Annotated in this window: 18 protein-coding genes, 1 tRNA gene and 1 pseudogene; 3 read left to right on the forward strand and 17 right to left on the reverse strand. The window is 73.1% G+C overall.

Features of this window, described 5'->3' with window-relative positions:
* The 5 genes from IE249_RS34850 to IE249_RS34870 form a co-directional block, all read right to left on the reverse strand.
* Positions 1-257: DUF1876 domain-containing protein (locus IE249_RS34850; protein ID WP_189711457.1), on the reverse strand; the 257-nt coding region annotated here is incomplete at its 3' end.
* Positions 258-330: 73 nt separating this feature from the next.
* On the reverse strand, positions 331-1,176 hold the full coding sequence (locus tag IE249_RS34855; protein WP_189711428.1) for an EamA family transporter: 846 nt from the start codon (positions 1,174-1,176) through the stop codon (positions 331-333).
* Positions 1,173-1,688, reverse strand: coding sequence for a YbaK/EbsC family protein (locus tag IE249_RS34860; protein WP_189711430.1), 516 nt, complete (start codon positions 1,686-1,688; stop codon positions 1,173-1,175). The genes IE249_RS34855 and IE249_RS34860 overlap by 4 nt, the downstream gene beginning before the upstream one ends.
* Positions 1,689-1,837: 149 nt before the next feature.
* Positions 1,838-4,060, reverse strand: a complete 2,223-nt coding sequence (locus IE249_RS34865) for an MMPL family transporter (protein ID WP_189711432.1) — start codon at positions 4,058-4,060, stop codon at positions 1,838-1,840.
* Between the two features lie 100 nt (positions 4,061-4,160).
* Positions 4,161-4,760, reverse strand: coding sequence for a TetR/AcrR family transcriptional regulator (locus IE249_RS34870; protein WP_189711459.1), 600 nt, complete (start codon positions 4,758-4,760; stop codon positions 4,161-4,163).
* Positions 4,761-4,947: 187 nt separating this feature from the next.
* Between IE249_RS34870 and IE249_RS34875 the strand changes: the two genes are divergently transcribed.
* Complete coding sequence (locus IE249_RS34875) at positions 4,948-8,403, forward strand: S41 family peptidase (protein ID WP_189711435.1); 3,456 nt, start codon at positions 4,948-4,950, stop codon at positions 8,401-8,403.
* Positions 8,404-8,518: 115 nt separating this feature from the next.
* Here IE249_RS34875 and IE249_RS34880 read toward each other — a convergent pair whose 3' ends face one another.
* The 4 genes from IE249_RS34880 to IE249_RS34895 form a co-directional block, all read right to left on the reverse strand.
* Complete coding sequence (locus IE249_RS34880; protein WP_189711437.1) at positions 8,519-8,704, reverse strand: hypothetical protein; 186 nt, start codon at positions 8,702-8,704, stop codon at positions 8,519-8,521.
* Between the two features lie 133 nt (positions 8,705-8,837).
* Entirely contained in the window at positions 8,838-9,740 is a 903-nt protein-coding gene (locus IE249_RS34885; RefSeq protein ID WP_189711439.1) for an SDR family oxidoreductase, read from the reverse strand.
* A complete protein-coding gene (locus IE249_RS34890) occupies positions 9,737-10,723 on the reverse strand; it encodes an alpha/beta fold hydrolase (protein WP_189711441.1) in 987 nt (328 codons plus the stop codon). Before IE249_RS34890 ends, IE249_RS34885 begins: the two co-directional genes overlap by 4 nt.
* Positions 10,720-12,321, reverse strand: coding sequence for a flavin-containing monooxygenase (locus IE249_RS34895; RefSeq protein WP_189711443.1), 1,602 nt, complete (start codon positions 12,319-12,321; stop codon positions 10,720-10,722). The genes IE249_RS34890 and IE249_RS34895 overlap by 4 nt, the downstream gene beginning before the upstream one ends.
* Before the next feature lie 184 nt (positions 12,322-12,505).
* On the opposite strand from IE249_RS34895, the gene IE249_RS34900 reads away from it, so the two are divergent.
* Positions 12,506-13,132 carry a MerR family transcriptional regulator gene (locus IE249_RS34900; protein WP_189711461.1) on the forward strand — a complete coding sequence of 209 codons (627 nt, stop codon included), beginning with the start codon at positions 12,506-12,508 and terminating at the stop codon, positions 13,130-13,132.
* Here IE249_RS34900 and IE249_RS34905 read toward each other — a convergent pair.
* Positions 13,129-13,932, reverse strand: a complete 804-nt coding sequence (locus IE249_RS34905) for an exodeoxyribonuclease III (RefSeq protein WP_189711445.1) — start codon at positions 13,930-13,932, stop codon at positions 13,129-13,131. The two genes, IE249_RS34900 and IE249_RS34905, sit on opposite strands and share 4 nt — an antisense overlap.
* Positions 13,933-14,024: 92 nt before the next feature.
* Between IE249_RS34905 and IE249_RS34910 the strand changes: the two genes are divergently transcribed.
* On the forward strand, positions 14,025-14,501 hold the full coding sequence (locus IE249_RS34910; RefSeq protein WP_189711447.1) for a GNAT family N-acetyltransferase: 477 nt from the start codon (positions 14,025-14,027) through the stop codon (positions 14,499-14,501).
* A gap of 99 nt (positions 14,502-14,600) precedes the next feature.
* On the opposite strand, the gene IE249_RS34915 is transcribed toward IE249_RS34910, so the two are convergent.
* The 7 genes and pseudogenes from IE249_RS34915 to IE249_RS34945 form a co-directional block, all read right to left on the reverse strand.
* Positions 14,601-14,674, reverse strand: a tRNA-Ala gene (locus IE249_RS34915).
* Positions 14,675-14,748: 74 nt separating this feature from the next.
* Entirely contained in the window at positions 14,749-16,080 is a 1,332-nt protein-coding gene (sepX, locus tag IE249_RS34920; RefSeq protein WP_189711449.1) for a divisome protein SepX/GlpR, read from the reverse strand.
* A gap of 184 nt (positions 16,081-16,264) precedes the next feature.
* Positions 16,265-16,897, reverse strand: a complete 633-nt coding sequence (locus IE249_RS34925) for a GNAT family N-acetyltransferase (protein ID WP_189711463.1) — start codon at positions 16,895-16,897, stop codon at positions 16,265-16,267.
* A 20-nt stretch (positions 16,898-16,917) separates the two neighbouring features.
* Positions 16,918-17,418 carry a MogA/MoaB family molybdenum cofactor biosynthesis protein gene (locus IE249_RS34930; RefSeq protein ID WP_189711451.1) on the reverse strand — a complete coding sequence of 167 codons (501 nt, stop codon included), beginning with the start codon at positions 17,416-17,418 and terminating at the stop codon, positions 16,918-16,920.
* The gene (gene moaC, locus IE249_RS34935; protein ID WP_189711453.1) at positions 17,415-17,948 is read right to left on the reverse strand and encodes a cyclic pyranopterin monophosphate synthase MoaC; all 534 of its coding nucleotides are present in this window, start codon (positions 17,946-17,948) and stop codon (positions 17,415-17,417) included. Before moaC ends, IE249_RS34930 begins: the two co-directional genes overlap by 4 nt.
* An 86-nt stretch (positions 17,949-18,034) precedes the next feature.
* On the reverse strand, positions 18,035-19,357 hold the full coding sequence (gene glp, locus IE249_RS34940; RefSeq protein WP_189711455.1) for a molybdotransferase-like divisome protein Glp: 1,323 nt from the start codon (positions 19,355-19,357) through the stop codon (positions 18,035-18,037).
* Positions 19,358-19,362: 5 nt separating this feature from the next.
* A pseudogene (locus IE249_RS34945) lies at positions 19,363-19,475 on the reverse strand (UTP--glucose-1-phosphate uridylyltransferase); the annotation flags it as partial.

The raw sequence follows: 19,475 nt of genomic DNA on the forward strand, positions 1-19,475 counted from the left end.
GACGTCCGCCCCGAGGCGTCGTCGATCTCGCCGTGCGCCTTGGTCAGCAACTGCATGGCGAGCTCGTTGAGCGCGCGGGCGCCGGCGATCTCCTCGCCCACCCGGGGCTGGTTGTTGTCGGTGTGGTGACGGCTGGCGCGCCCGTGGGCCCGGACCTCGCTGCCGTCGGGCAGCCGGACCAGCGCCGCCGCCCGCGTGTGCTGGTCGTCCTCCTGGAACTCCAGCTCCACATGCCATCCCACAGCGGTGTTCATCATGACGGTCACCTCCACAACACCTCCTTCCAGGGTGCTCCCACGAGGCCGCGGACGCATGGCGCGTGGCGCGTGGCTAACCGGCGCGCAGCATCAGCCCGATGCCCGCGACCAGCAGCCCCGCGGCGAGGACCCGCGGCAGCCCGAACCGCTCCTTGAAGAACACCGCCCCGATGGCCGCGCCGACGAGGATGGACGACTCCCGAAGGGCCGCGATCGGCGCGAGGGCGCCCCTGGTCTGTGCCCACAGCACGAGTCCGTACGCGGCGACCGACAGCGCGGCGCCGAGCAGTCCCAGCGGGGCGTAGGGCCGCAGCACCGCCCCGGCCTCCCGCCGCAGGCGCGCGGCGGCGTACGCGGGGAGCACCCATCCCTGCACCGCCATCAGACAGGCGATGTACCCGAGGGAGGACCCCGAGGCCCGTACGCCCAGGCCGTCGATCACGGTGTACGCGGCGATGGACAGCCCGGTGGCGAGCGCCGCGCCGACGGCGGCCCAGTCGGGCCGGTGCCCGCGCAGCCCCCACAGCGCCACCCCCGTCAGGCCCGCGCACGACAGCGCGATGCCGGCGGCCGCCCAGCCGTCGGGCACCTCGTGGGCGAAGACGGCGGCGAGGACGGTGACGACCAGCGGGGCGGTGCCGCGCGCGATGGGGTAGGCCTGCCCGAAGTCGCCCAGCCGGAAGGACTTCATGAGCAGCGCGTAGTACACGATGTGCACGGCGGCCGAGCACAGCAGGTACGGCCACGCGCCCGCCGCCGGTGCGGCGGTGAACGGGATCATCGCCAGCCCGATCAGCATTCCGCCGCCGGAGATCAGCGTGAATCCGACCAGCTTGTCGGTGATGCGGTGCGCGATCGCGTTCCAGCAGGCGTGGGTGACGGCGGCGAGCAGGACGGCGGAGAGGACCGCGCCCGTCACGCGATGCGCTCGCGCACGTCCACGACCTTCGCCCCGGCGTGGGCGACGAGCGCGTCGGGCGCGATGGGGAACACCGCGTGCGGGTCGCCCGCGGCCGCCCACACCGTGTCGTGCTCCAGCAGCGACCGGTCGGCCAGCACACGGGTGCGCGTCCGGTGTCCGAAGGGCGGCACCCCGCCGATGGCGTACCCCGTCGTCTCGCGTACGACGTCGGCCTTGGCCCGGGTCACCTTCCCGGCGCCGAGTTCCTCGCGCACGAGCTCGACGTCCACGCGCGAGGCCCCGTCCATGAGCACCAGCACCGGCACTCCGTCGGCGGCGAAGACGAGCGACTTGCAGATCTGGCTCAGCTCGCACCCGACGGCCGCGGCCGCCTGCTCGGCGGTGCGGGTGGCATCGGGGAAGCGCCGGACCCGGGACGTGAGCTCACCGAGCCCGAGTTCCAGCAGTGCCTCGGCGAATCGGGGGTGGGCTCCGGAGCCTTCGGCGTCAGTGGCGGCTGTCGTCGTCATGCGGGGCACGTTAGCGGTGGCTGTAGGTGCCATGCGAGTGCGTTGTCACGCGCGCCGGACCGGGCCCCGCCGCGGCCGGGGGTCCGGGCCCCGCTGCGGTGCGGCCGGGTCCGGGCCGCACCAGCGGGCCCGGACCCCTGCCGGGCGGCTCAGACCCGCACCAGTTCGCGGTCCGCGTCCGGGTCGGTGTCCCTCGGGCGCTCGGCGCGCAGCCCGTCGCCCTCGACGTCCACGTCGGGCAGGGCCCGGTCCAGCCACTTCGGCAGCCACCAGGCCCGGCGGCCGAGCAGGGCCAGCACCGCGGGGACGAGGGCCATCCGTACGACGAAGGCGTCGAAGAAGACCGCGATCGCCAGGCCGAAGCCGATCATCTTGACCATCGACTCGCTGGAGCCGATGAAGCCGGAGAACACGGCGATCATGATGACGGCGGCCGCGGTGACGACCCGCGCGCCGTGCCGGAAGCCGGTGACGACCGCCTGACCGGGCTTCTCGCCGTGGACGTAGGCCTCCCGCATGCGGGTCACGAGGAACACCTCGTAGTCCATGGCCAGTCCGAAGACCACGCCCACCATGAAGATCGGCATCATCGACATGACGGGTCCGGTCTGCTCCACGCCCATCAGGCCGGACAGCCAGCCCCACTGGAACACGGCGACGACCGCGCCGAGGGCCGCCATCACGCTCAGCAGGAAACCGAGCGCGGCCTTCAGCGGGACCAGCACCGAGCGGAACACCACGATCAGCAGGAGGAAGGCGAGGCCCACGACCAGGGCGAGGTAGGGGAGCAGCGCGTCGTTGAGTTTCTGCGAGACGTCGATGTTCATCGCGGTGGAGCCGGTGACCAGCACCTTCGCGTCGGTCCTGGCCTCGACGTCCCCGCCGGCGGCGCGGATGGCGTGCACCAGGTCCTCGGTGCTCGTGGAGGACGGCTTGGAGTCGGGCACGACCGTGACGGTCGCGGTGTCGCCGGCCTTGTTCGGCTGGGCCGGTGTCACCGTGACGACGTCGTCCAGCTTCTTGATCTCGTCGGTCACCCGGGTGAAGGCGGCCTTGGGGCGGGCGCTGTCCTTGGCGTCGACCACGACCATCAGCGGCCCGTTGAAGCCGGGGCCGAAGCCCTCCGACAGCAGGTCGTAGGCGCGGCGCTGGGTGGTGGAGACGGGCTGGGAGCCGTCGTCGGGCAGGCCCAGTTCCAGGGAGGCGGCGGGGACGGCGGCGGCACCCAGGCCCAGCACGCCGAGCAGCAGCACGGCGACCGGGCGGCGGACGACGAAGCTCGCCCAGCGGGTGCCCATGTTGGGCCGGTCCTGCCCGCCCCGGCGCGCGGCACGGGCGCCGCCCAGCAGCCTGCTCTTCTCCCCGGCCGGCTTGACCCTGCGGCCGGCGTAGCCGAGCAGGGCCGGGATCATGGTGAGCGCGATCAGTACGGCGACGGCCACCGTGCCGGCCGCGGCGACGCCCATCTTCGTCAGCATCGGGATGTCGACGACCGACAGGCCGACCAGGGCGATCACCACGGTCAGGCCCGCGAAGACCACCGCCGAGCCCGCGGTGCCCACGGCCCGCCCGGCCGCCTCCTCGCGCTCGCGTCCCTCGGCGAGTTCGGCGCGGTAGCGGGAGACGATGAACAGCGCGTAGTCGATGCCCACCGCGAGACCGATCATGGTGGCCAGGGTGGAGGTGGTCGAGCCCAGGTCGAGGGCGTTCGCGAGCGCGGTGATCGAGGAGACTCCGATGCCCACGCCTATCAGCGCGGTCAGCAGCGGCAGCCCGGCCGCCAGCAGCGAGCCGAAGGTGATGACGAGGACGACGGCCGCGACTGCGATGCCGATGACCTCGGTTCCGCCGGTCTCGGGCGCCGCGTTGAGGGCGTCGCCGCCGACCTCGACGGTCAGCCCGGCCTCGCGCGCGTCCTGCGCCGCGCCCTTCAGGGCGGTGCGGGAGGAGTCCTCGAGCTCCATGCCGGAGACCTTGTACTTCACAGACGTGTACGCGATCGTGCCGTCCTTGCTGACGGCGTGCGCGGTGTAGGGGTCGCTGACGGAGGCGACCTCGGCGCCGCCGGACAGCTCCTTGACCGTCTTCTTCACGGCCGCCCGGTTCCCGGCGTCCGTCATCTTCTCGCCGGCCGGCGCCTTGAAGACGACCCGCGCGGTCGCTCCGTCGGCGCTCGCGCCGGGGAATCGCTGTTCCAGCAGGTCGAAGGCCTTCTGCGCCTCGGTACCGGGGACGGAGAAGGAGGTGTTGCCGGCGGTCGGCGCCGAGGCGGCGCCGACGCCCGCGAGCGTCAGCAGCGCCACCCAGATCAGGGCGACGAAGTGCCGTCGCCGGAAGGCGAGGCGGCCGAGTTTGTACAGGAAGGTGGCCACGGGGCGTACTCCCGGTCAGGTCGTGTTCGGTTCTGGGCAGGGGTGATCAGCCCGACGACGTGAGCGGGTACGTCAGGGGTGGGCTTGCCGGGGAGAGGTGTCAGTGAGGGGACACGCCGAGGGCGGGGAGGACCACGGCGTCGATGTACGAGGTGAGGAACGCCCGGGTGGGCGGCTGGTCGTCGAGCAGGGCCCGGGTGGCGAAGCCACCGACCATCATGTGCAGCGTGAACTCCAGGGCGGGGCAGTCCTCACGGACTTCCCCCCGCTCCACGGCACGCCGCATGACCTGCCCGAACCCGCCCATCTCCGGGTCGATGACCTGCTCCCGGAAGGCCTGGCGCAGATCCTCGTTGTGGTGCATCGCCATGGCGACGCCCCGCATGAGCGCGGAGTTGCGCTCCATGGTGCAGTCGTCCTCCAGCGCCACCAGGGCGTGCAGGTCGCCGCGGAGTGAGCCGGTGTCGATCTCGTCGGCATGGCCCGGCTTGCCGTGCCGCAGCGCCTTGACGACCAGCTGGGCCTTGCCGCCCCACTGGCGGTAGAGCGTCGCCTTGCTGGACTTCGTACGGGCGGCCACGGCGTCCATGGTGAGGGCGTCGTAGCCGACTTCGCGGAGCAGATCGAGCACGGCCTCGTACAGCTCGGCCTCGCGCTCGGGCGTGATGCGGCTGCGCCGCGGGGTCGCGCCCTCGGCCATGTCCGTCACCCCTTTCCGCTCCGTACCGCCCGCGAACGAGACGGTTTCGTACGCGTCGTACGGAACGAATGTAGCGCGGGGCCGAGCGAAACGAAACCGTTTCGTACGTGTGCTGGGTCACGCACCCCGTATCCTGCCCTGTCTTTCGCGATTTGCCCCGCTCCATCCCCCGGCGAAGCATGGGTGGGTGAGCTATCTGCGCCTGCCGCACATCAGCGGCGACCTCCTGTGCTTCGTGGCCGAGGACGATCTCTGGCTGGCGCCGCTGGACGGCGCGGGCCGCGCCTGGCGGCTCACCGTGGACCGCTCCAAGGCCGGCCACCCGCGCTTCTCCCCCGACGGCCGCCGGCTCGCGTACACGAGCTGGCGCGGCCTGGTGCCCGAGATCCACCTGGTCGACGTGGACGGCGGCCCCGGCCGGCAGCTGACGTACTGGGGCAGCTCCGACACCCAGGTGTGCGGCTGGAGCCCGCCCGACGAGCACGGCCACACCGCGATCCTCGCCGTCGCCTCGCACGGCGAGCCGTTCTCCTACTTCACCTGGGCCTACAAGGTCGGCACCGACGGCTCCCCCGGCCGCAAACTGCCCTGGGGGCCGGTCTCCGACATCCAGGTCGCCGACATCGACGGCGAGCGGCGCAGCCTGCTGCTGACCGGGACCCCGCCGCACGAACCCGCCTCCTGGAAGCGCTACCGCGGCGGCGCCACGGGCCGCCTCTGGCTGCACGGCCGGCGTCTGCTCGCCGGCATCGACGGCCATCTGGCCTGCCCGATGTTCGTCGGCGACCGGATCGCCTTCCTCTCCGACCACGAGGGCGTCGGCAACCTCTACTCCTGCGCCCACGACGGCACCGACCTGCGCCGCCACACCGACCACGACGCCTTCTACGCCCGGCACGCGTCCAGCGACGGCACGCGCGTGGTGTACCAGTGCGCGGGCGACCTGTGGCTCGTCGACGACCTCTCCCCCGGCGCCGTCCCGCGCCGGCTGGAGGTCCGGCTCGGCGGGCCACGGGCCGGGCGCCGCCCCTACCAGGTGCCGGCCGCGCAGCACGTCGACGGCCTCTCGGTGGACGAGACCGGCCGCGCGAGCGCGGTCGTCGTACGCGGCTCCCTGTACTGGCTGACCCACCGCGACGGCCCCGCCCGCACCCTCATCGACACACCGGGCGTGCGCGTCCGGCTGCCGGAGATGCTCGGCGCGACCGGCCAGGTCGCCTACGTCACCGACGCCGAGGGCGAGGACGCCGTCGAGATCTCCCACCTCCCCCGCGCCACGGGCGCGCGTCCGCCCCGCAGGCTCGCCTCCGGGCGGCTGGGCCGCGTCCTGGAGATGACCGCCGACCCGGCGGGCGAACGGCTGGCCATCGCCTCCCACGACGGCCGCCTGCTGCTGCTCGACGTGACGGACGGCGGGGAGAGGCCGGCCGAGGCCGTGGACGCCGTGGACGCCGGGGACGCCGAAGAGGCGGGCGCCGGGGACCCGGATGCCGAGGGCGGGACCGGGGCCGGGGGCGACACCGGGGCCGAGACCGAGGACGAGGCCGGGACCGGGACCGAGGACGAGGCCGGGACCGGAACCGAGGACGAGGCCGGGACCGGAACCGAGGACGAGGATGCCGCCGAGGTCACCGAGCTGGTCCGGTCCGTCAACGGGCCCGTGCGCGACCTCGCCTTCTCCCCGGACGGCGCCTGGCTGACCTGGTCCCACCCCGGGATCGGGCGCACCCTGCGGCAGATCAGGATGGCCCGCATAAAGGACCGTACGGTCGTCGACGTCACCAACGGCCGCTTCGAGGACGAGAACCCGGTGTTCACCCGGGACGGCCGCTACCTCGCCTTCCTGTCCTGGCGCGGCTTCGACCCGGTATACGACGTGCACACCGGCGACCTGTCCTTCCCGCTCGGCTGCAAGCCCTATCTGGTCCCGCTGTCCTCCGCGACCCCCTCCCCCTTCGCGCTCAACCCCGAAGGGCGCCCGGCGGCGGGCGGTCTGGACCCGGTGGAGGACGAGGACAGCGGCGAGTCCGGCACCGTGACGGTCGAGGTCGAGGGCCTGGAGAACCGGGTGACGCCGTTCCCGGTCATCGCCTCCAAGTACTCCGGCCTGTACCCGGTGGCGGGCGGCGGCCTGGTCTGGCTGCGCTGGCCGATCTCGGGCGCGCTCGGCGAGACCTTCGCCAACCCCGACGACACCACCGGCCGCCCGACCCTGGAGCACTTCAACATCAGCAAGGCGAAGAAGTCCGAACTCGTGGGCCACCTCGACTGGTTCGGGGTGAGCGGGGACGGCACCCGGCTGGTCGTCGTGGACGAGGGCGACCTGCGCGCCGTGCCGTCCACGGAGATCGGCGACCTCGACACCACCGCCTGGATCGACATGCGCCGGATCGTGCAGGTCGTCGACCCGGCCGCCGAGTGGCGCCAGGCCTACGAGGAGGCCGGCCGGCTGATCCGCGCCTACTTCTGGGAACCGGGGATGTGCGGCATCGACTGGGACGGCGTGCTCGCGCAGTACCGCCCGCTGGTCGAACGGGTCGCCTCCCCCGACGAGTTCGCCGACCTGCTGCGCGAGGTGCTCGGCGAGCTCGGCACCTCGCACGCCTACGTCGCCGCCGCCCGCCGCAACGAGGGGCCGCCGCACTACCAGCGCTGGCAGGGCCTGCTCGGCGCCAACTTCACGCACCGGGAGGCCGGCTGGGTGGTCGTGCGCATCCTGTCCGGTGACTCCTCCGACTCCAAGGCCCGCTCCCCACTGGCCGGCACGGGCATCCGCGAGGGCGCGGTCCTGACCCACGTGGACGGCCGCCCGGTCGACCCGGTCGCCGGCCCGTACCCGCTGCTCGCCGGCTCCGGCGGTACGACGGTGGAGCTGACCTTCGCGCCGGCCGAGGGCGGGGGACCCGCGCGCCGGGTGGCCGTCGTCCCGCTGATCGACGAGCGGCCGCTGCGCTACCAGGACTGGGTGGCCAAGCGGCGTTCGGTGGTGCGGGAGTTGAGCAACGGCCGGTGCGGCTATCTGCACATCCCCGACATGGGCGGCTCCGGCTGGGCGCAGTTCAACCGGGACTGGCGCATGGAGGTCTCCCGGCCGGCGCTGATAGTCGACGTGCGCGGCAACGCGGGCGGCCACATCAGCGAACTCGTCGTCGAGAAGCTGACCCGGACCATCCTCGGCTGGGACCTGACCCGGGGCGCGCGGCCGGTGTCGTACACCTCGAACGCGCCCCGCGGGCCGCTCGTGGCCCTCGCCGACGAGGCGACGTCGTCCGACGGCGACATGATCACGGCGGCCTTCAAGCTGCTGAGGCTCGGCCCGGTCGTCGGCCAGCGCACCTGGGGCGGAGTGGTCGGCATGACCGGCCGGCACCGCCTGGGCGACGGGACGGTGATCACGGTGCCGATGAACGCGGCCTGGTTCGACGCGTACGGCTGGTCCGTGGAGAACCACGGTGTCGCACCGGACGTGGAGAGCCTGCGCACCCCGATGGACTGGGCCGAGGGCCGGCACGTCGAGATGGACGACGCCATCGAACTCGCCCTGGAACTGCTGGAGTCCAACCCGGCCGCCGACCCGCCCGACTACCGCGACGTACCCGACCGGTCCCGCCCGAAGCTGCCCCCGCGGCCGGACACCGCGTGAGGCGCCGGGAGGGCACGGGGCGCGAACGCGGGGTGCCCCGACACACAGGGCACCCCGCGTCTTCCCGGCCGGAGCCGAGCATGGCATCACACGATGACTACGGTGACGACGGTGACTACCGGTCGTAGTCCTCGTTGAGACGGTCCTCCATCTCGTCGTGCGTGTCGTCGATGCCCTGACGCGCACGCTCGCGCTGCTGGGACGAGCGCTGGCCGGCCTTCTCGCGGGCCTCGCCGCTGCGCTCCTTGCCCTGCTGCTGCCACTGCTCGGCCTGGTCCTGGAACTTGTCCTTCATACCCATGCTGTTTCACTCCCGTGTGGGTGAGGGGGATCCCCAAGTGGGTGAGGGGATCGACCTCGACCAGATTCACACGGGCGGTGACCCTGCGCATGTCGATCAACGACGGTGCGTAATCAGGTCCGTGACCAGGGGATCAGCGGTGGCGCGGGCCCGAAGTGCTCCGGGTGCTCCGGTGCTGTTCGTCGGCGGCGCCGCCGGCTCCGACCAGCCCGGTCCGCATCCCCGTGAGCCGGTCCGCGAACCGCCGCATCTCCCGCTGCCCCACCCGCCCGATGAGGCCCGGCAGATACCCGCGCACGCCCTGCATCCCGCGCAGCCACCACTGCCCGTAGACATGGCTCGAGCGCCGCTCGACGCCCTCGACGATCCGGTCCACCGTCGGGCCCAGCGGATAGGTCTTGTTGGACGGCCACACCAGTCGCTGCCTCAACTCCCGCATCACGTCGTCCTGGTCGGCACCGCGCACCATGTCGGTGTCGGTCCAGGACAGGTAGGCGACGCCCACCCGCACGCCCAGATGGCCGACTTCGGCCCGCAGACTGTGCGCGTACGCCTCCACACCGGACTTGGAGGCGCAGTACGCCGTCATCATCGGCGCCGGGGTGATCGCGGCGAGGGAGGCGATCTGCAGCAGATAGCCGCGGCTCTCGGTCAGCGCGGGCAGGAACGCCCGCCCCGTGACGGCCGAGCCGATGAGGTTGACCTCGATCACGCGCCGCCAGGACTCCGGGTCGGAGCCGGCGAACGGACCGCCGGTCGCCACACCGGCGTTGGCGACCACGATGTCGACCTTCCCGAACCGTTCCTTGACCTCCGCCGCGACCCGGCTCATCGCCTCCTGGTCGGTGACGTCGGCGTGCCAGTACGCGCTCTCGCCGTGCAGCCGCTCCGCGACCTGCTTGAGCGCGTCCGGCTCAAGACCGACCAGCGCCACCCGCGCGCCGCGCGCGGACAGTTTGCGCGCCAGCAGTTCCCCCACGCCCCGCGCGGCCCCGGTGACGACCGCGACCTGTCCCTCCAGGCTCACCCTGCTCATGCGCCCTCCTTGATCCGTACGTCGTCGTCGTTCTCGTCGCCACCGCCGGCGCCGCCGTCCGGGTGCGCGTGCCCCTGCCCGTACGCGGTCACGAGTTCCCGGATCTTCCCGCTGATCGCCTCGGGCGCCTCCACCGGGGTCATGTGGCCAAGGCCGGGCAGCTCGGTCAGGCCGGTGCACTGCGGCAGCGCGGCGGCCAGCGCCCGCGCGTGCACCGGCGGGGTCATCCGGTCGGCCGTGCCCACCACGACCGCGGCCGGAACCCGCAACTCCCTTACGCCGTGGTCGAGATCGAGCAGGTTCAGCACCTCGGACCAGGCGTGCCGCACCCGGCTCGGACAGCCGTGCACGATCCGGGCGCACGCCTCGACCATGTGCGGCGCCGAACGCGGGCCCATCGTCGCGTACTTGAGGATCCGCCGGGCGAGCGGCGTGACCGGCCCGAGGGGTGCGCGCGAGCCGAGGATGTGCCGGGTCAGCCAGGTGCGCGCCCGTCCGGACCCGAGCGGCACCACGGTCGACCGGGCGACCAGTTGCGAACTGCCCGTGCTGCACAGCAGTACGGCCGCCGCGTGCTGCTGGAAGCCGGGCCGGGCGGCCGCGGCCATGATGGTCATCCCGCCCATGGAGTGGCCCGCGACGACGGCCTTCTCGCCCGGGGCGAGGGTGGCGGCGAGCACGGCCTCCAGATCGTCGGCGAGCGCTTCGGCGGTGCAGGCCGGGCTCGCCGGGCTGCGTCCGTGGCCGCGCTGGTCGTAGGCGATCACACGGTGGTCGGCTGCCAGGTCGCGGATCTGCGCGGCCCAGAAGGCGGTCGAGCAGGTCCAGCCGTGGGCGAGCACGACGGCGGGCGCGCCGGGGTCGCCGGCCGGGCCGTGCACCTCGACGTGCAGCCGGGCGCCGTCGGCGGAGATGACGGTGAGCTCGCGGGCGGGCGTGGGCGGGGCGTACGGGCCGGAGGTGACGTGGGTCGGACGGCTCACGCGTCCACCGCCTCGGTGCGCTCGTCGCGCTCGGTGCGCTCGGTGCGCTCGGTGCGCTCGTCGTGCTCGGCGGCGCCCTTGTGGGCGGGCGCGCGCAGCACCTCGTACTCGGCGAGGTCGACCCGCCGGGTGGCGCGCCGGAACTCCGTGGTGGTACCGGGCCAGATGGTGGTGTTGCGGCCGGCGGCGTCCAGGTACCAGCTGGTGCAGCCGCCGGTGTTCCACACGGTGCGCTTCATGCGGTCCTGCACCTTGCGGTTCCAGGCCTTCACCGCGCTCGGGCGGGCGTCCAGGGCGGCCCGGCCGCCGAGGACGTCGAGCTGGCGCAGGTAGTCGGCCATGTAGTTCAGCTGGGACTCGATCATCAGGATCATCGAGGAGTTCCCGAGGCCGGTGTTGGGCCCGATGATCGTCATCCAGTTGGGGAAGCCGGCCGCGGACGCGCCGCGCAGCGCCTCCATGCCGCCCTTCCAGCTCTCGGCGAGCGTGCGCCCGTCCGCGCCGACGACCCGCTCGGCGATCGGCATGTCGGTGACGTGGAAGCCGGTGCCGAACACGATGGCGTCGACCTCGGCCTCGCTGCCGTCGGCGGCGACCACGGTGGAGCCGCGGACCTCGCTGAGCCCGGCCGCCACCACGTCCACGTTGTCCTGCGCGAGCGCCGGGTAGTACGTGCTGGAGAGCAGGATCCGCTTGCAGCCGATGCGGTAGTCGGGGGTCAGCTTGGCGCGCAGCGCGGGGTCCTTGACGGCGCGGGCCATGTTGCGCTTGGCCAGCCGCTCGACGAAGCCGAGCTCGTCGGGGCGCTTGGTGAACGCCTGGACCTGCAACTCCCTGATGCCCCACAGCAGTCCGCGGCGCAGCCGGGAGGTCACCGGCAGCGCACGGTGCACTGCGCGCTCCAGGCCGCTGATCTCGCGGTCGACTCGGGGCATCACCCACGCGGGGGTGCGCTGGAACAGGGTGAGCCGGGCGACCTCGGGCTGGATGGACGGCACGATCTGGATGGCGGAGGCGCCGGTGCCGATCATGGCGACCCGCTTGCCGGCGAGGTCGTAGTCGTGGTCCCAGCGGGCGGAGTGGAAGACCTTGCCGGGGAAGGTGTCGAGCCCGGGGACGTGCGGGATCTTCGGGTCGGACAGCGGCCCGGTCGCGGAGACCACGACGTCGGCGGAGAGGCTGCCCGCGGTGGTCTCGATGTCCCAGCGCAGCTTCGCGGCGTCCCAGGTCATCTTCTTGACCTCGGAGTCGAAGCGGATGTGGGGGCGCAGGTGGAAGACGTCGGTGACGTGCTCCAGATAGGCGCGGATGTGCTCCTGGCCGGAGAAGGTGCGCGGCCACTCGGGGTTGGGCGCGAAGGAGAAGGAGTAGAGGTGGGAGGGGACGTCGCAGGCGCACCCCGGGTAGCTGTTGTCGCGCCAGGTGCCGCCGACGCCACCGGCCCGCTCGAGCACGACGAAATCGGTGATCCCCTCCCGGCGCAGCCGCACGGCGGCGCCGAGGCCGCCGAACCCGGACCCGATCACCGCCACCCGCACATGTTCGTCGTCGTGCCCGTGCCGGTGCCCTTGCCCTTGCCCTTGCTCCTGCTCGGCCATGGAGCGCCCCTCCTCACAGCGAATCTGCCAGTGAACACTGGCGCAATGGGGAGCGTAGAGGAGCTCCGTACCGATCGGTAGGGGGCGGGCAAGGAAAGTTACCGGCGGTACAACATAGGCTGCTGCCGTGGCTGAAGACGCTGGACGACGCGACGGACGGGGCGCGGGCCCGCGCGAGTACCGCATGGAGGAGCTGGCCCGGCTGGCCGGCATCACCGTGCGCACCCTGCGCTTCTACCGCGAGCGCAAGCTGATCCCGCCACCGCGCCGCGAGGGCCGTATCGCCTGGTACGACGACCACCACCTGGCCCGGCTGCGCACCATCTCCGCCCTGCTGGAACGCGGCCACACCCTCAGCGGCATCGCGGAGCTGGCCGAGGCCTTCGACCACGGCCGCGACGTCGGCGACCTCCTCGGCATCGGCGCCCCCACCGAAGAGACGCCGGTGCGCCTGACGCCCGAGGAACTCGCCGACCACTTCGCCGGCGAGGTCACCGCCGAGAACCTGGCCGCCGCCATGGACCTCGGCTACCTCGGCACCGACGGCGACGAGATCGTCCACATCAGCCGCCGCCTGCTGGACGTCTCCGCCGCCCTGGTCCGCGAGGGCATACCCCTGGCCGAGGTGCTCGCCGCCGGCCGCCGCGTCCGCGACCACGCCGACGCCCTGGCCGCCCTCTTCACCGACCTGATCCTCCGCCACGCCTCGGAAGGCGACCTCCCCCGCCTGCGCCCCCTGGCGAAGAGCGTGGTCGACGCGGAACTGTCGATGGCCCTGGACCGGCGGCTGAGCAAGTCCCCGGAGTCCTAGAGGTCGTAGACCACGGTGACCGGAGCATGGTCGGACCAGCGCTCCTCGTGTGCGGCCGCCCGCTCCACGAAGCCCTTGACGGCCTTCACCGCGAGACCGGGCGTGGCCACGTGGTAGTCGATCCTCCACCCGGTGTCGTTGTCGAACGCACGCCCCCGGTACGACCACCAGGTGTACGGCCCCTCGGTGTCCGGGTGCAGGGCACGTACGACGTCGACGTAGCCGCCGTCCTCGGGGGTGAGCACGCGCGTGAGCCAGGCGCGTTCCTCCGGGAGGAAGCCGGAGTTCTTGGTGTTGCCGCGCCAGTTCTTCAGGTCGGCCTGCTGGTGGGCGATGTTCCAGTCGCCGCAGACGAGGACCTCACGGCCGTCGGCGGCGGCCCGCTCCCGCAGTTCCTTGAGGTGGGCGAGGAACTCGCCCATGAAGCGCGCCTTCTCGTCCTGCCGCTCGGTGCCCACCTCACCGGAGGGGAGGTAGAGGGAGGCGACCGTGACACCCGGCAGGTCCGCCTCGACGTAGCGGCCGCTCGCGTCGAACTCCGAGGATCCGAAGCCGATCCGGACCCGGTCGGGTTCGCGGCGGGTGTAGAGGGAGACGCCGGCGCGGCCCTTGGCGGCGGCGGGCGCGTGCACGACGTGCCAGCCCTCGGGGGCGCGCACCGGCTCGGGCAGCTGGTGCGGCTCGGCGCGCACCTCCTGGAGGCACAGCACGTCGGCGCCGGTCCCCGCGAGCCACTCCACGAAGCCCTTCCTGGCGGCGGCGCGCAGTCCGTTCACATTGGCGGAGGTCACAGTCAGCACGCGGGCACTTTACCGGCACACTGGACCGGGCCTCGTAAGAGACCATTGCCCCGCCACGCTGTTACCGACTGCATTGATATACGGTGCTCAACATGATTTTGCGCCCTGTTCCCTTCGACCACCCGGACGCCGTCAAGCTGAACGACGAGGTCCAGGCCGAGTACCACGTCCGCTACGGCGACGGCGGCGACGCCACCCCGCTGGACCCGGCCGAGTTCCGGCCGCCCCACGGCGTCTACCTGATCGCCTACGACGAGGACGGCACCCCGGTGGCCACCGGCGGCTGGCGCAGCCAGGACCGAAACGAGGAGGGCAACGAGGACGGCGACGCCGAGCTCAAGCGCATGTTCGTGATCGCGCAGATGCGCGGCCGCGGGCTCGCCCGCCGGATGCTCGCCGCGCTGGAGGAGGACGCCCGCGCCGCCGGCCGCCGCCGCATGGTGCTGGAGACCGGGGACCAGCAGCCGGAGGCCATCGCCCTCTACACCTCCAGCGGTTACGAGCCGTGCGTGAAGTTCGGCTACTACCGGGAGTACGAGTCGAGCATGTGCTTCGCGAAGAAGCTGTAGCCGGGCCGGCCCGCGGCCGCGGCCCGGGCCACAGCCATTGGCCGAGGCCAAACATGTCGAAGCCCCCGTCAGTTGTCCCGACGGGGGCTTCGAGCTGCGTGGACCTGAGGGGATTTGAACCCCTGGCCCCCTCGATGCGAACGAGGTGCGCTACCGGACTGCGCCACAGGCCCTTGCAACGAGTGAAACTCTAGCATCCCCGTCCGGGTGGTTGGAAATCCGTACTCGGGCTGGTCAGGGGCGGGGGTCACTCGTTGGCCGCACGGGGGCGGTCGCCGTCCTCGTACTGGTCGAACAGCGGGGTCCGGCCGCGCTCGCGGGAGCGGCGGGCGGAGGCGGCACGGCGTGCGTCGGTGCGGCCGTCGGCGCCGGGCCTGTCGTCGTCGGCGTGCGGCTCGGCGTGCCGCTCGGCATGCGGCGGCTCCTCGGCGGCCGGGGGCGCCTCCTGCTCCGGGACGGCGGAGGACGAGCGGGCCGAGCTCCAGGTGTCCGGCGCGCCCAGGTCCACGTCCGGGGTCGCGCGCGGGGCGACCGGCGCGGTCACGTAGGTGGGCAGCGGCACCGGTACCGGGTCCCAGCTGTCGCCGTGGCCGGGGCGGCTGCGGCGCTCGCGCTGCTGGTCCAGCCACTCGGCGTGGTCGGTCTGCTCGACCAGGGCGCGCCGGTCGGCGGCGAGCGCGGCAAGGCCGGGGTCGGTCTCCGGCTCGGGGCCGGCGTCCGGCTCGTCGGCGGCCGGGTCCAGGGGCGTGCGCCGGCGCGGCTGGTGCCGGTTCTCGCGCAGCCGCTGGGCGGCGACCTCGGCACGGCGGCGGTCCATCTGGTAGGCGAAGCGGCGTCGTTCCTGGGCGCGCAGATACGCGATGTACGCGCTGAGCATCACGGCCGGCACGCCGGGCGCCCACAGGAACGCCAGCCCGCCCACCGCGGCGGCGATCGCGCCGAGCGTGAAGGCGAGGAAGAGCATGACGGTGGTGCGCCGGCGGCGCGCGAGGACCTTGGAGCGCCGGGCGCGCGCAGCGGCTGCCTCCGCGCCGGGCGCGCGCCGGGCCGCGGGGACGCGTCGGCGCGCGGGGGCGGTGGACGCGGCGGGCGGCTCGGCGCTGCGGCGTGCGGCGGCGGAGGCCGTGACCCTGCCGGGCGCGGCGCCCTGGGCCGGCACCGCCGCCGAGGACGGCCGGGAGCGCGGCCCCTCACGCTGCTGGCGGGTGTCGCGGGCGGCCGCCTGCTCACCGGCCGTTTCCGGCCGGTCCTGCGTCGGGTGCGCCGGCGTCTGCTCCCGCTCGCGCTCCCGTTCCTGGGCCCGGGCCGGAGGCACGGCGAAGGCCCGGACGTCCACCGAGTCGGTGACGGCGTCCGGTTCCACGGCGCTGGACTCCCCCTCCTCGGCGGAGCGCGCGCGCAGGTCCCTGGCGTACCGGCGCTCCATACCCGCCCGTCCGGACAGCAGCCGGATGGCGGTGCTGAAGCGTTCCGTCGGACGGGCCTCGTTCAGCTCGTCCTGCCTACGGAGCCACATCGGCACCAAGTAGGCGGCCCAGGCCCCGACAATGACTGCGTAGATGAGGCCGCTGCTGCTCACGCCTCACACGGTAGAGGGGTTTGCGTGAGGCCATCTGCCAATTGGGCCGGTGTGTCGCACGATCTGGCTGATATTTCGAACTTTTTTTGCGACCGATGCGATCAACAGTCCGTCAAGGCAGCGAATTCAATGGGTCGAAGACGATCGCACACGGATCCCCGGACGATCATTTTCGAACACTTATTCAATTTCCGGGCCGGGCGGGATTCCCCTGGCTGTTCTCGGAGTTGCGCGGCCGGCCCCGTCGCCAGCGGTTCAGCAGTCCCTCGGGCACCTCTTCCGCGGTGAGCGCGAAGACGAGGTGGTCGCGCCAGGCTCCGTCGATGTGGAGATAACGCGGCCGCAGCCCCTCCTCGCGGAATCCGAGTTTCTCCACCACCCGGCGGCTCGGCCTGTTCTCGGGGCGAATGCAGACCTCGATGCGATGCAGTCCGACGGTGCGGAAACAGTGGTCCACCACGAGTGCCACCGCCGTGGGCATCACCCCGCGGCCGGCCACCGCCTCGTCCACCCAGTAGCCGACGTGGCCCGAGCACATCGAGCCCCAGGTGATCCCGGCGACCGTCAACTGCCCGACCAGCCGCCCCTCGTACTCGATGACGAACGGCAGCATCCGGCCGGCGTGCGCCTCGGAGCGCAGGTGCCGCACCATCTGCCGGTACGTCGGCCGGTGGGTGACCGGCCCGCCGGGCGTGGGCGGCGGGATGGTCGCCTCCCAGGGTCTGAGCCAGTCCCGGTTGCGCCGGTTGACCTCGCGCCAGGCCCGCTGGTCGCGCAGCTTTATCGGCCTCAGGACGACCGCGCCCTCCGCGAGCACCACGGGCCAGGATGGGGTGTTCAGCTCGCACCCCCCGCGCCGGATCCCGGGTGGTCGCCGCCGCGGATCTGGTCCACGGCGTGCGCCAGGAGGGGCTCCAGCACCGCGAGGCCGTCCTTCACCCCGCCGGTGGAGCCCGGCAGATTGACGATCAGGGTCCGCCCGGACACCCCGGCCAGGCCCCGCGACAGCGCCGCGGTGGGCACCTTGTCCCGCCCGTACGCCCTGATCGCCTCCGCGATGCCCGGCACCTCGTAGTCGATCACCTCACGGGTCGCCTCGGGCGTGCGGTCGGTGGGCGAGACGCCGGTGCCGCCGGTGGTGACCACGGCGTCGTAACCGGCCTCGACGGCGGCGCGCAGTTCGGCGCGCACCGGATCGCCGTCCGGCACGACGCGGGGGCCGTCGACGGCGAAGCCGAACCGCTCGAGGGCGTCGGCGATCAGCGGGCCGCCCCGGTCCTCGTAGACACCCGCCGCCGCCCGGTTGGAGGCGGTGACCACCAGAGCGCGGTAGGTCATGTCCGGCTCCAGTCGCCGGACTTGCCGCCCGTCTTCTCCTCCACCCGCACGTCCGTGATGACCGCCCCCTTGTCGACCGCCTTGACCATGTCGATCACGGTGAGCGCGGCGACGCTGACCGCGGTGAGCGCCTCCATCTCCACGCCCGTGCGGTCCGTCGTCCGCACGGTGGCCGTGATCTCCACGGCGTCGTCCGCGACCGACAGGTCCAGTTTCACCCCGGACACCGACAACGGGTGGCACAGCGGGATGAGGTCCGGGGTGCGCTTGGCGCCCATGATCCCGGCGATCCGGGCGGTGGCCAGGGCGTCGCCCTTGGGCATCCCCTCGCCGCGCAGCAACTCGACCACGCGGGGCGAGACGAGGACGCGGCCGCTGGCCCGCGCGGTGCGCGCGGTGACGTCCTTGCCGGACACGTCGACCATGCGGGCCGCGCCCGCCTCGTCGATGTGCGTCAGCCGGCCCCGCGCGTCGTCCTGCGCGGGCGGTACGGGGGATCCGGGGGTCTCCCCCCGGGAAGGCACGGTCATGATCGTGTGGCGCTCCCGGTTGGGGCCCGGCGCGGTGCGGCGCGCGGGCCTGCTGTGCGCGACACGGTACCGCCAACCCCGGCCGCTCAGCCGAGCAGGATCACCTCGACCTCGGCGCCGGGCTCGACGGACTCGACGTCCTCGGGTACGACGATGAGCGCGTCGGCCTGCGCGAGGGCGGCGATCAGATGCGAGCCGGAGCCCCCCACGGGCGTCACCTCGCCGTCGCGGTGGGCGCCGCGCAGGAACTGCCTGCGGCCACGCGGCGAGTTCAGCGTCTTGTCCGCGTTCAGCCGCGCCCGGACGGTGGGCCGGTGGACGTCCTGAAGGCCCATCAGGGTGCGGATCGCGGGCCGTACGAACAGCTCGAAGGAGACGTACGACGACACCGGGTTGCCGGGCAGCGCCAGCAGCGGGATGTGGTCGGGGCCGACCGTGCCGAAGCCCTGGGGCTTGCCGGGCTGCATGGCGAGCTTGCGGAACTCCACCCCGGCGCCGGGCTCGTCCTCGTCGCCGACGTGGGACAGCGCCTCCTTGACGACGTCGTACGCCCCGACGCTCACCCCGCCGGTGGTGACCATGAGGTCCGCGCGGACGAGCTGGTCCTCGATGGTGGAGCGCAGGGTGTCGGCGTCGTCGGCCACGGCGCCCACCCGGTAGCCGATGGCACCGGCGTCCCGGGCGGCCGCGGTCAGGGCGAAGCTGTTGGAGTCGTAGATCTGGCCGCCGCCGAGCTGCTCGTCGGGCTGGACGAGCTCGCTGCCGGTGGAGAGCACGACCACGCGCGGGCGCGGACGCACCCGGACCGTGCCGCGGCCGATCGCGGCGAGCAGCGCGATCTGCGGGGGCCCGAGGACGGTGCCCGCGCTCAGCGCGCGGTCGCCGGCCTTCACGTCGCCGCCCTTCGCGCGCACGTGCGCGCGTGCCTCGGCCGGGCGGTACACGCGCACGTGCCCGGTGGCGCCCTCGGGGGCCAGGCTGCGGGCGCGCATCGCGCTGACGGGTCCCTCGCCGAGCCCGCCGTCGGTCCACTCCACCGGTACGACGGTCTCGGCGCCGGGCGGCAGCGGGGCGCCGGTCATGATCCTGGCGGCCTGGCCGGGCCCGACCCGGACCGGGTCGCCCGCGCCCGCGGCCACGTCCCCGACGACCTCGAGATCGGCCGGGAACTCCTCGCTCGCGCCCGAGACGTCCGCGACCCGCACCGCGTAGCCGTCCATGGAACTGTTGTCGAACGGCGGCAGGGACAGGGGCACCATGACGTCCTCGACCAGGACGCACCCCTGGGCGTCGAGCAGTTGCAGCTCGATGGGCTCCAGGGGGCGGACGGTGGAGAGGACGTCCTCCAGGTGCTCGTCCACCGACCACAGGTGGTCGGGGCCCGGGGTACGGGGCTCGGCGCTGCTCAACGTCGTTACATCTCCTCGGCTGCGTACCGGCGAAGCCAGGCCCTGAAGTCGGGGCCCAGGTCTTCACGTTCGCATGCGAGTCTGACGATGGCACGCAGATAGTCGCCCCGGTCGCCGG

Source organism: Streptomyces anandii JCM 4720, assembly GCF_014650655.1.
GTDB lineage: Bacteria > Actinomycetota > Actinomycetes > Streptomycetales > Streptomycetaceae > Streptomyces > Streptomyces anandii.

Bases quoted from the DNA above. Each gene is read 5' to 3' on its own strand.
- IE249_RS34880 (WP_189711437.1), bottom strand. From the start codon at position 8,704: ATGGGTATGAAGGACAAGTTCCAGGACCAGGCCGAGCAGTGGCAGCAG.
- IE249_RS34900 (WP_189711461.1), top strand. From the start codon at position 12,506: ATGGAGGAGCTGGCCCGGCTGGCCGGCATCACCGTGCGCACCCTGCGC.
- IE249_RS34910 (WP_189711447.1), top strand. From the start codon at position 14,025: ATGATTTTGCGCCCTGTTCCCTTCGACCACCCGGACGCCGTCAAGCTG.
- IE249_RS34930 (WP_189711451.1), bottom strand. From the start codon at position 17,418: ATGACCTACCGCGCTCTGGTGGTCACCGCCTCCAACCGGGCGGCGGCG.
- IE249_RS34860 (WP_189711430.1), bottom strand. From the start codon at position 1,688: ATGACGACGACAGCCGCCACTGACGCCGAAGGCTCCGGAGCCCACCCC.
- IE249_RS34885 (WP_189711439.1), bottom strand. From the start codon at position 9,740: ATGAGCAGGGTGAGCCTGGAGGGACAGGTCGCGGTCGTCACCGGGGCC.
- IE249_RS34895 (WP_189711443.1), bottom strand. From the start codon at position 12,321: ATGGCCGAGCAGGAGCAAGGGCAAGGGCAAGGGCACCGGCACGGGCAC.
- IE249_RS34870 (WP_189711459.1), bottom strand. From the start codon at position 4,760: ATGGCCGAGGGCGCGACCCCGCGGCGCAGCCGCATCACGCCCGAGCGC.
- moaC (WP_189711453.1), bottom strand. From the start codon at position 17,948: ATGACCGTGCCTTCCCGGGGGGAGACCCCCGGATCCCCCGTACCGCCC.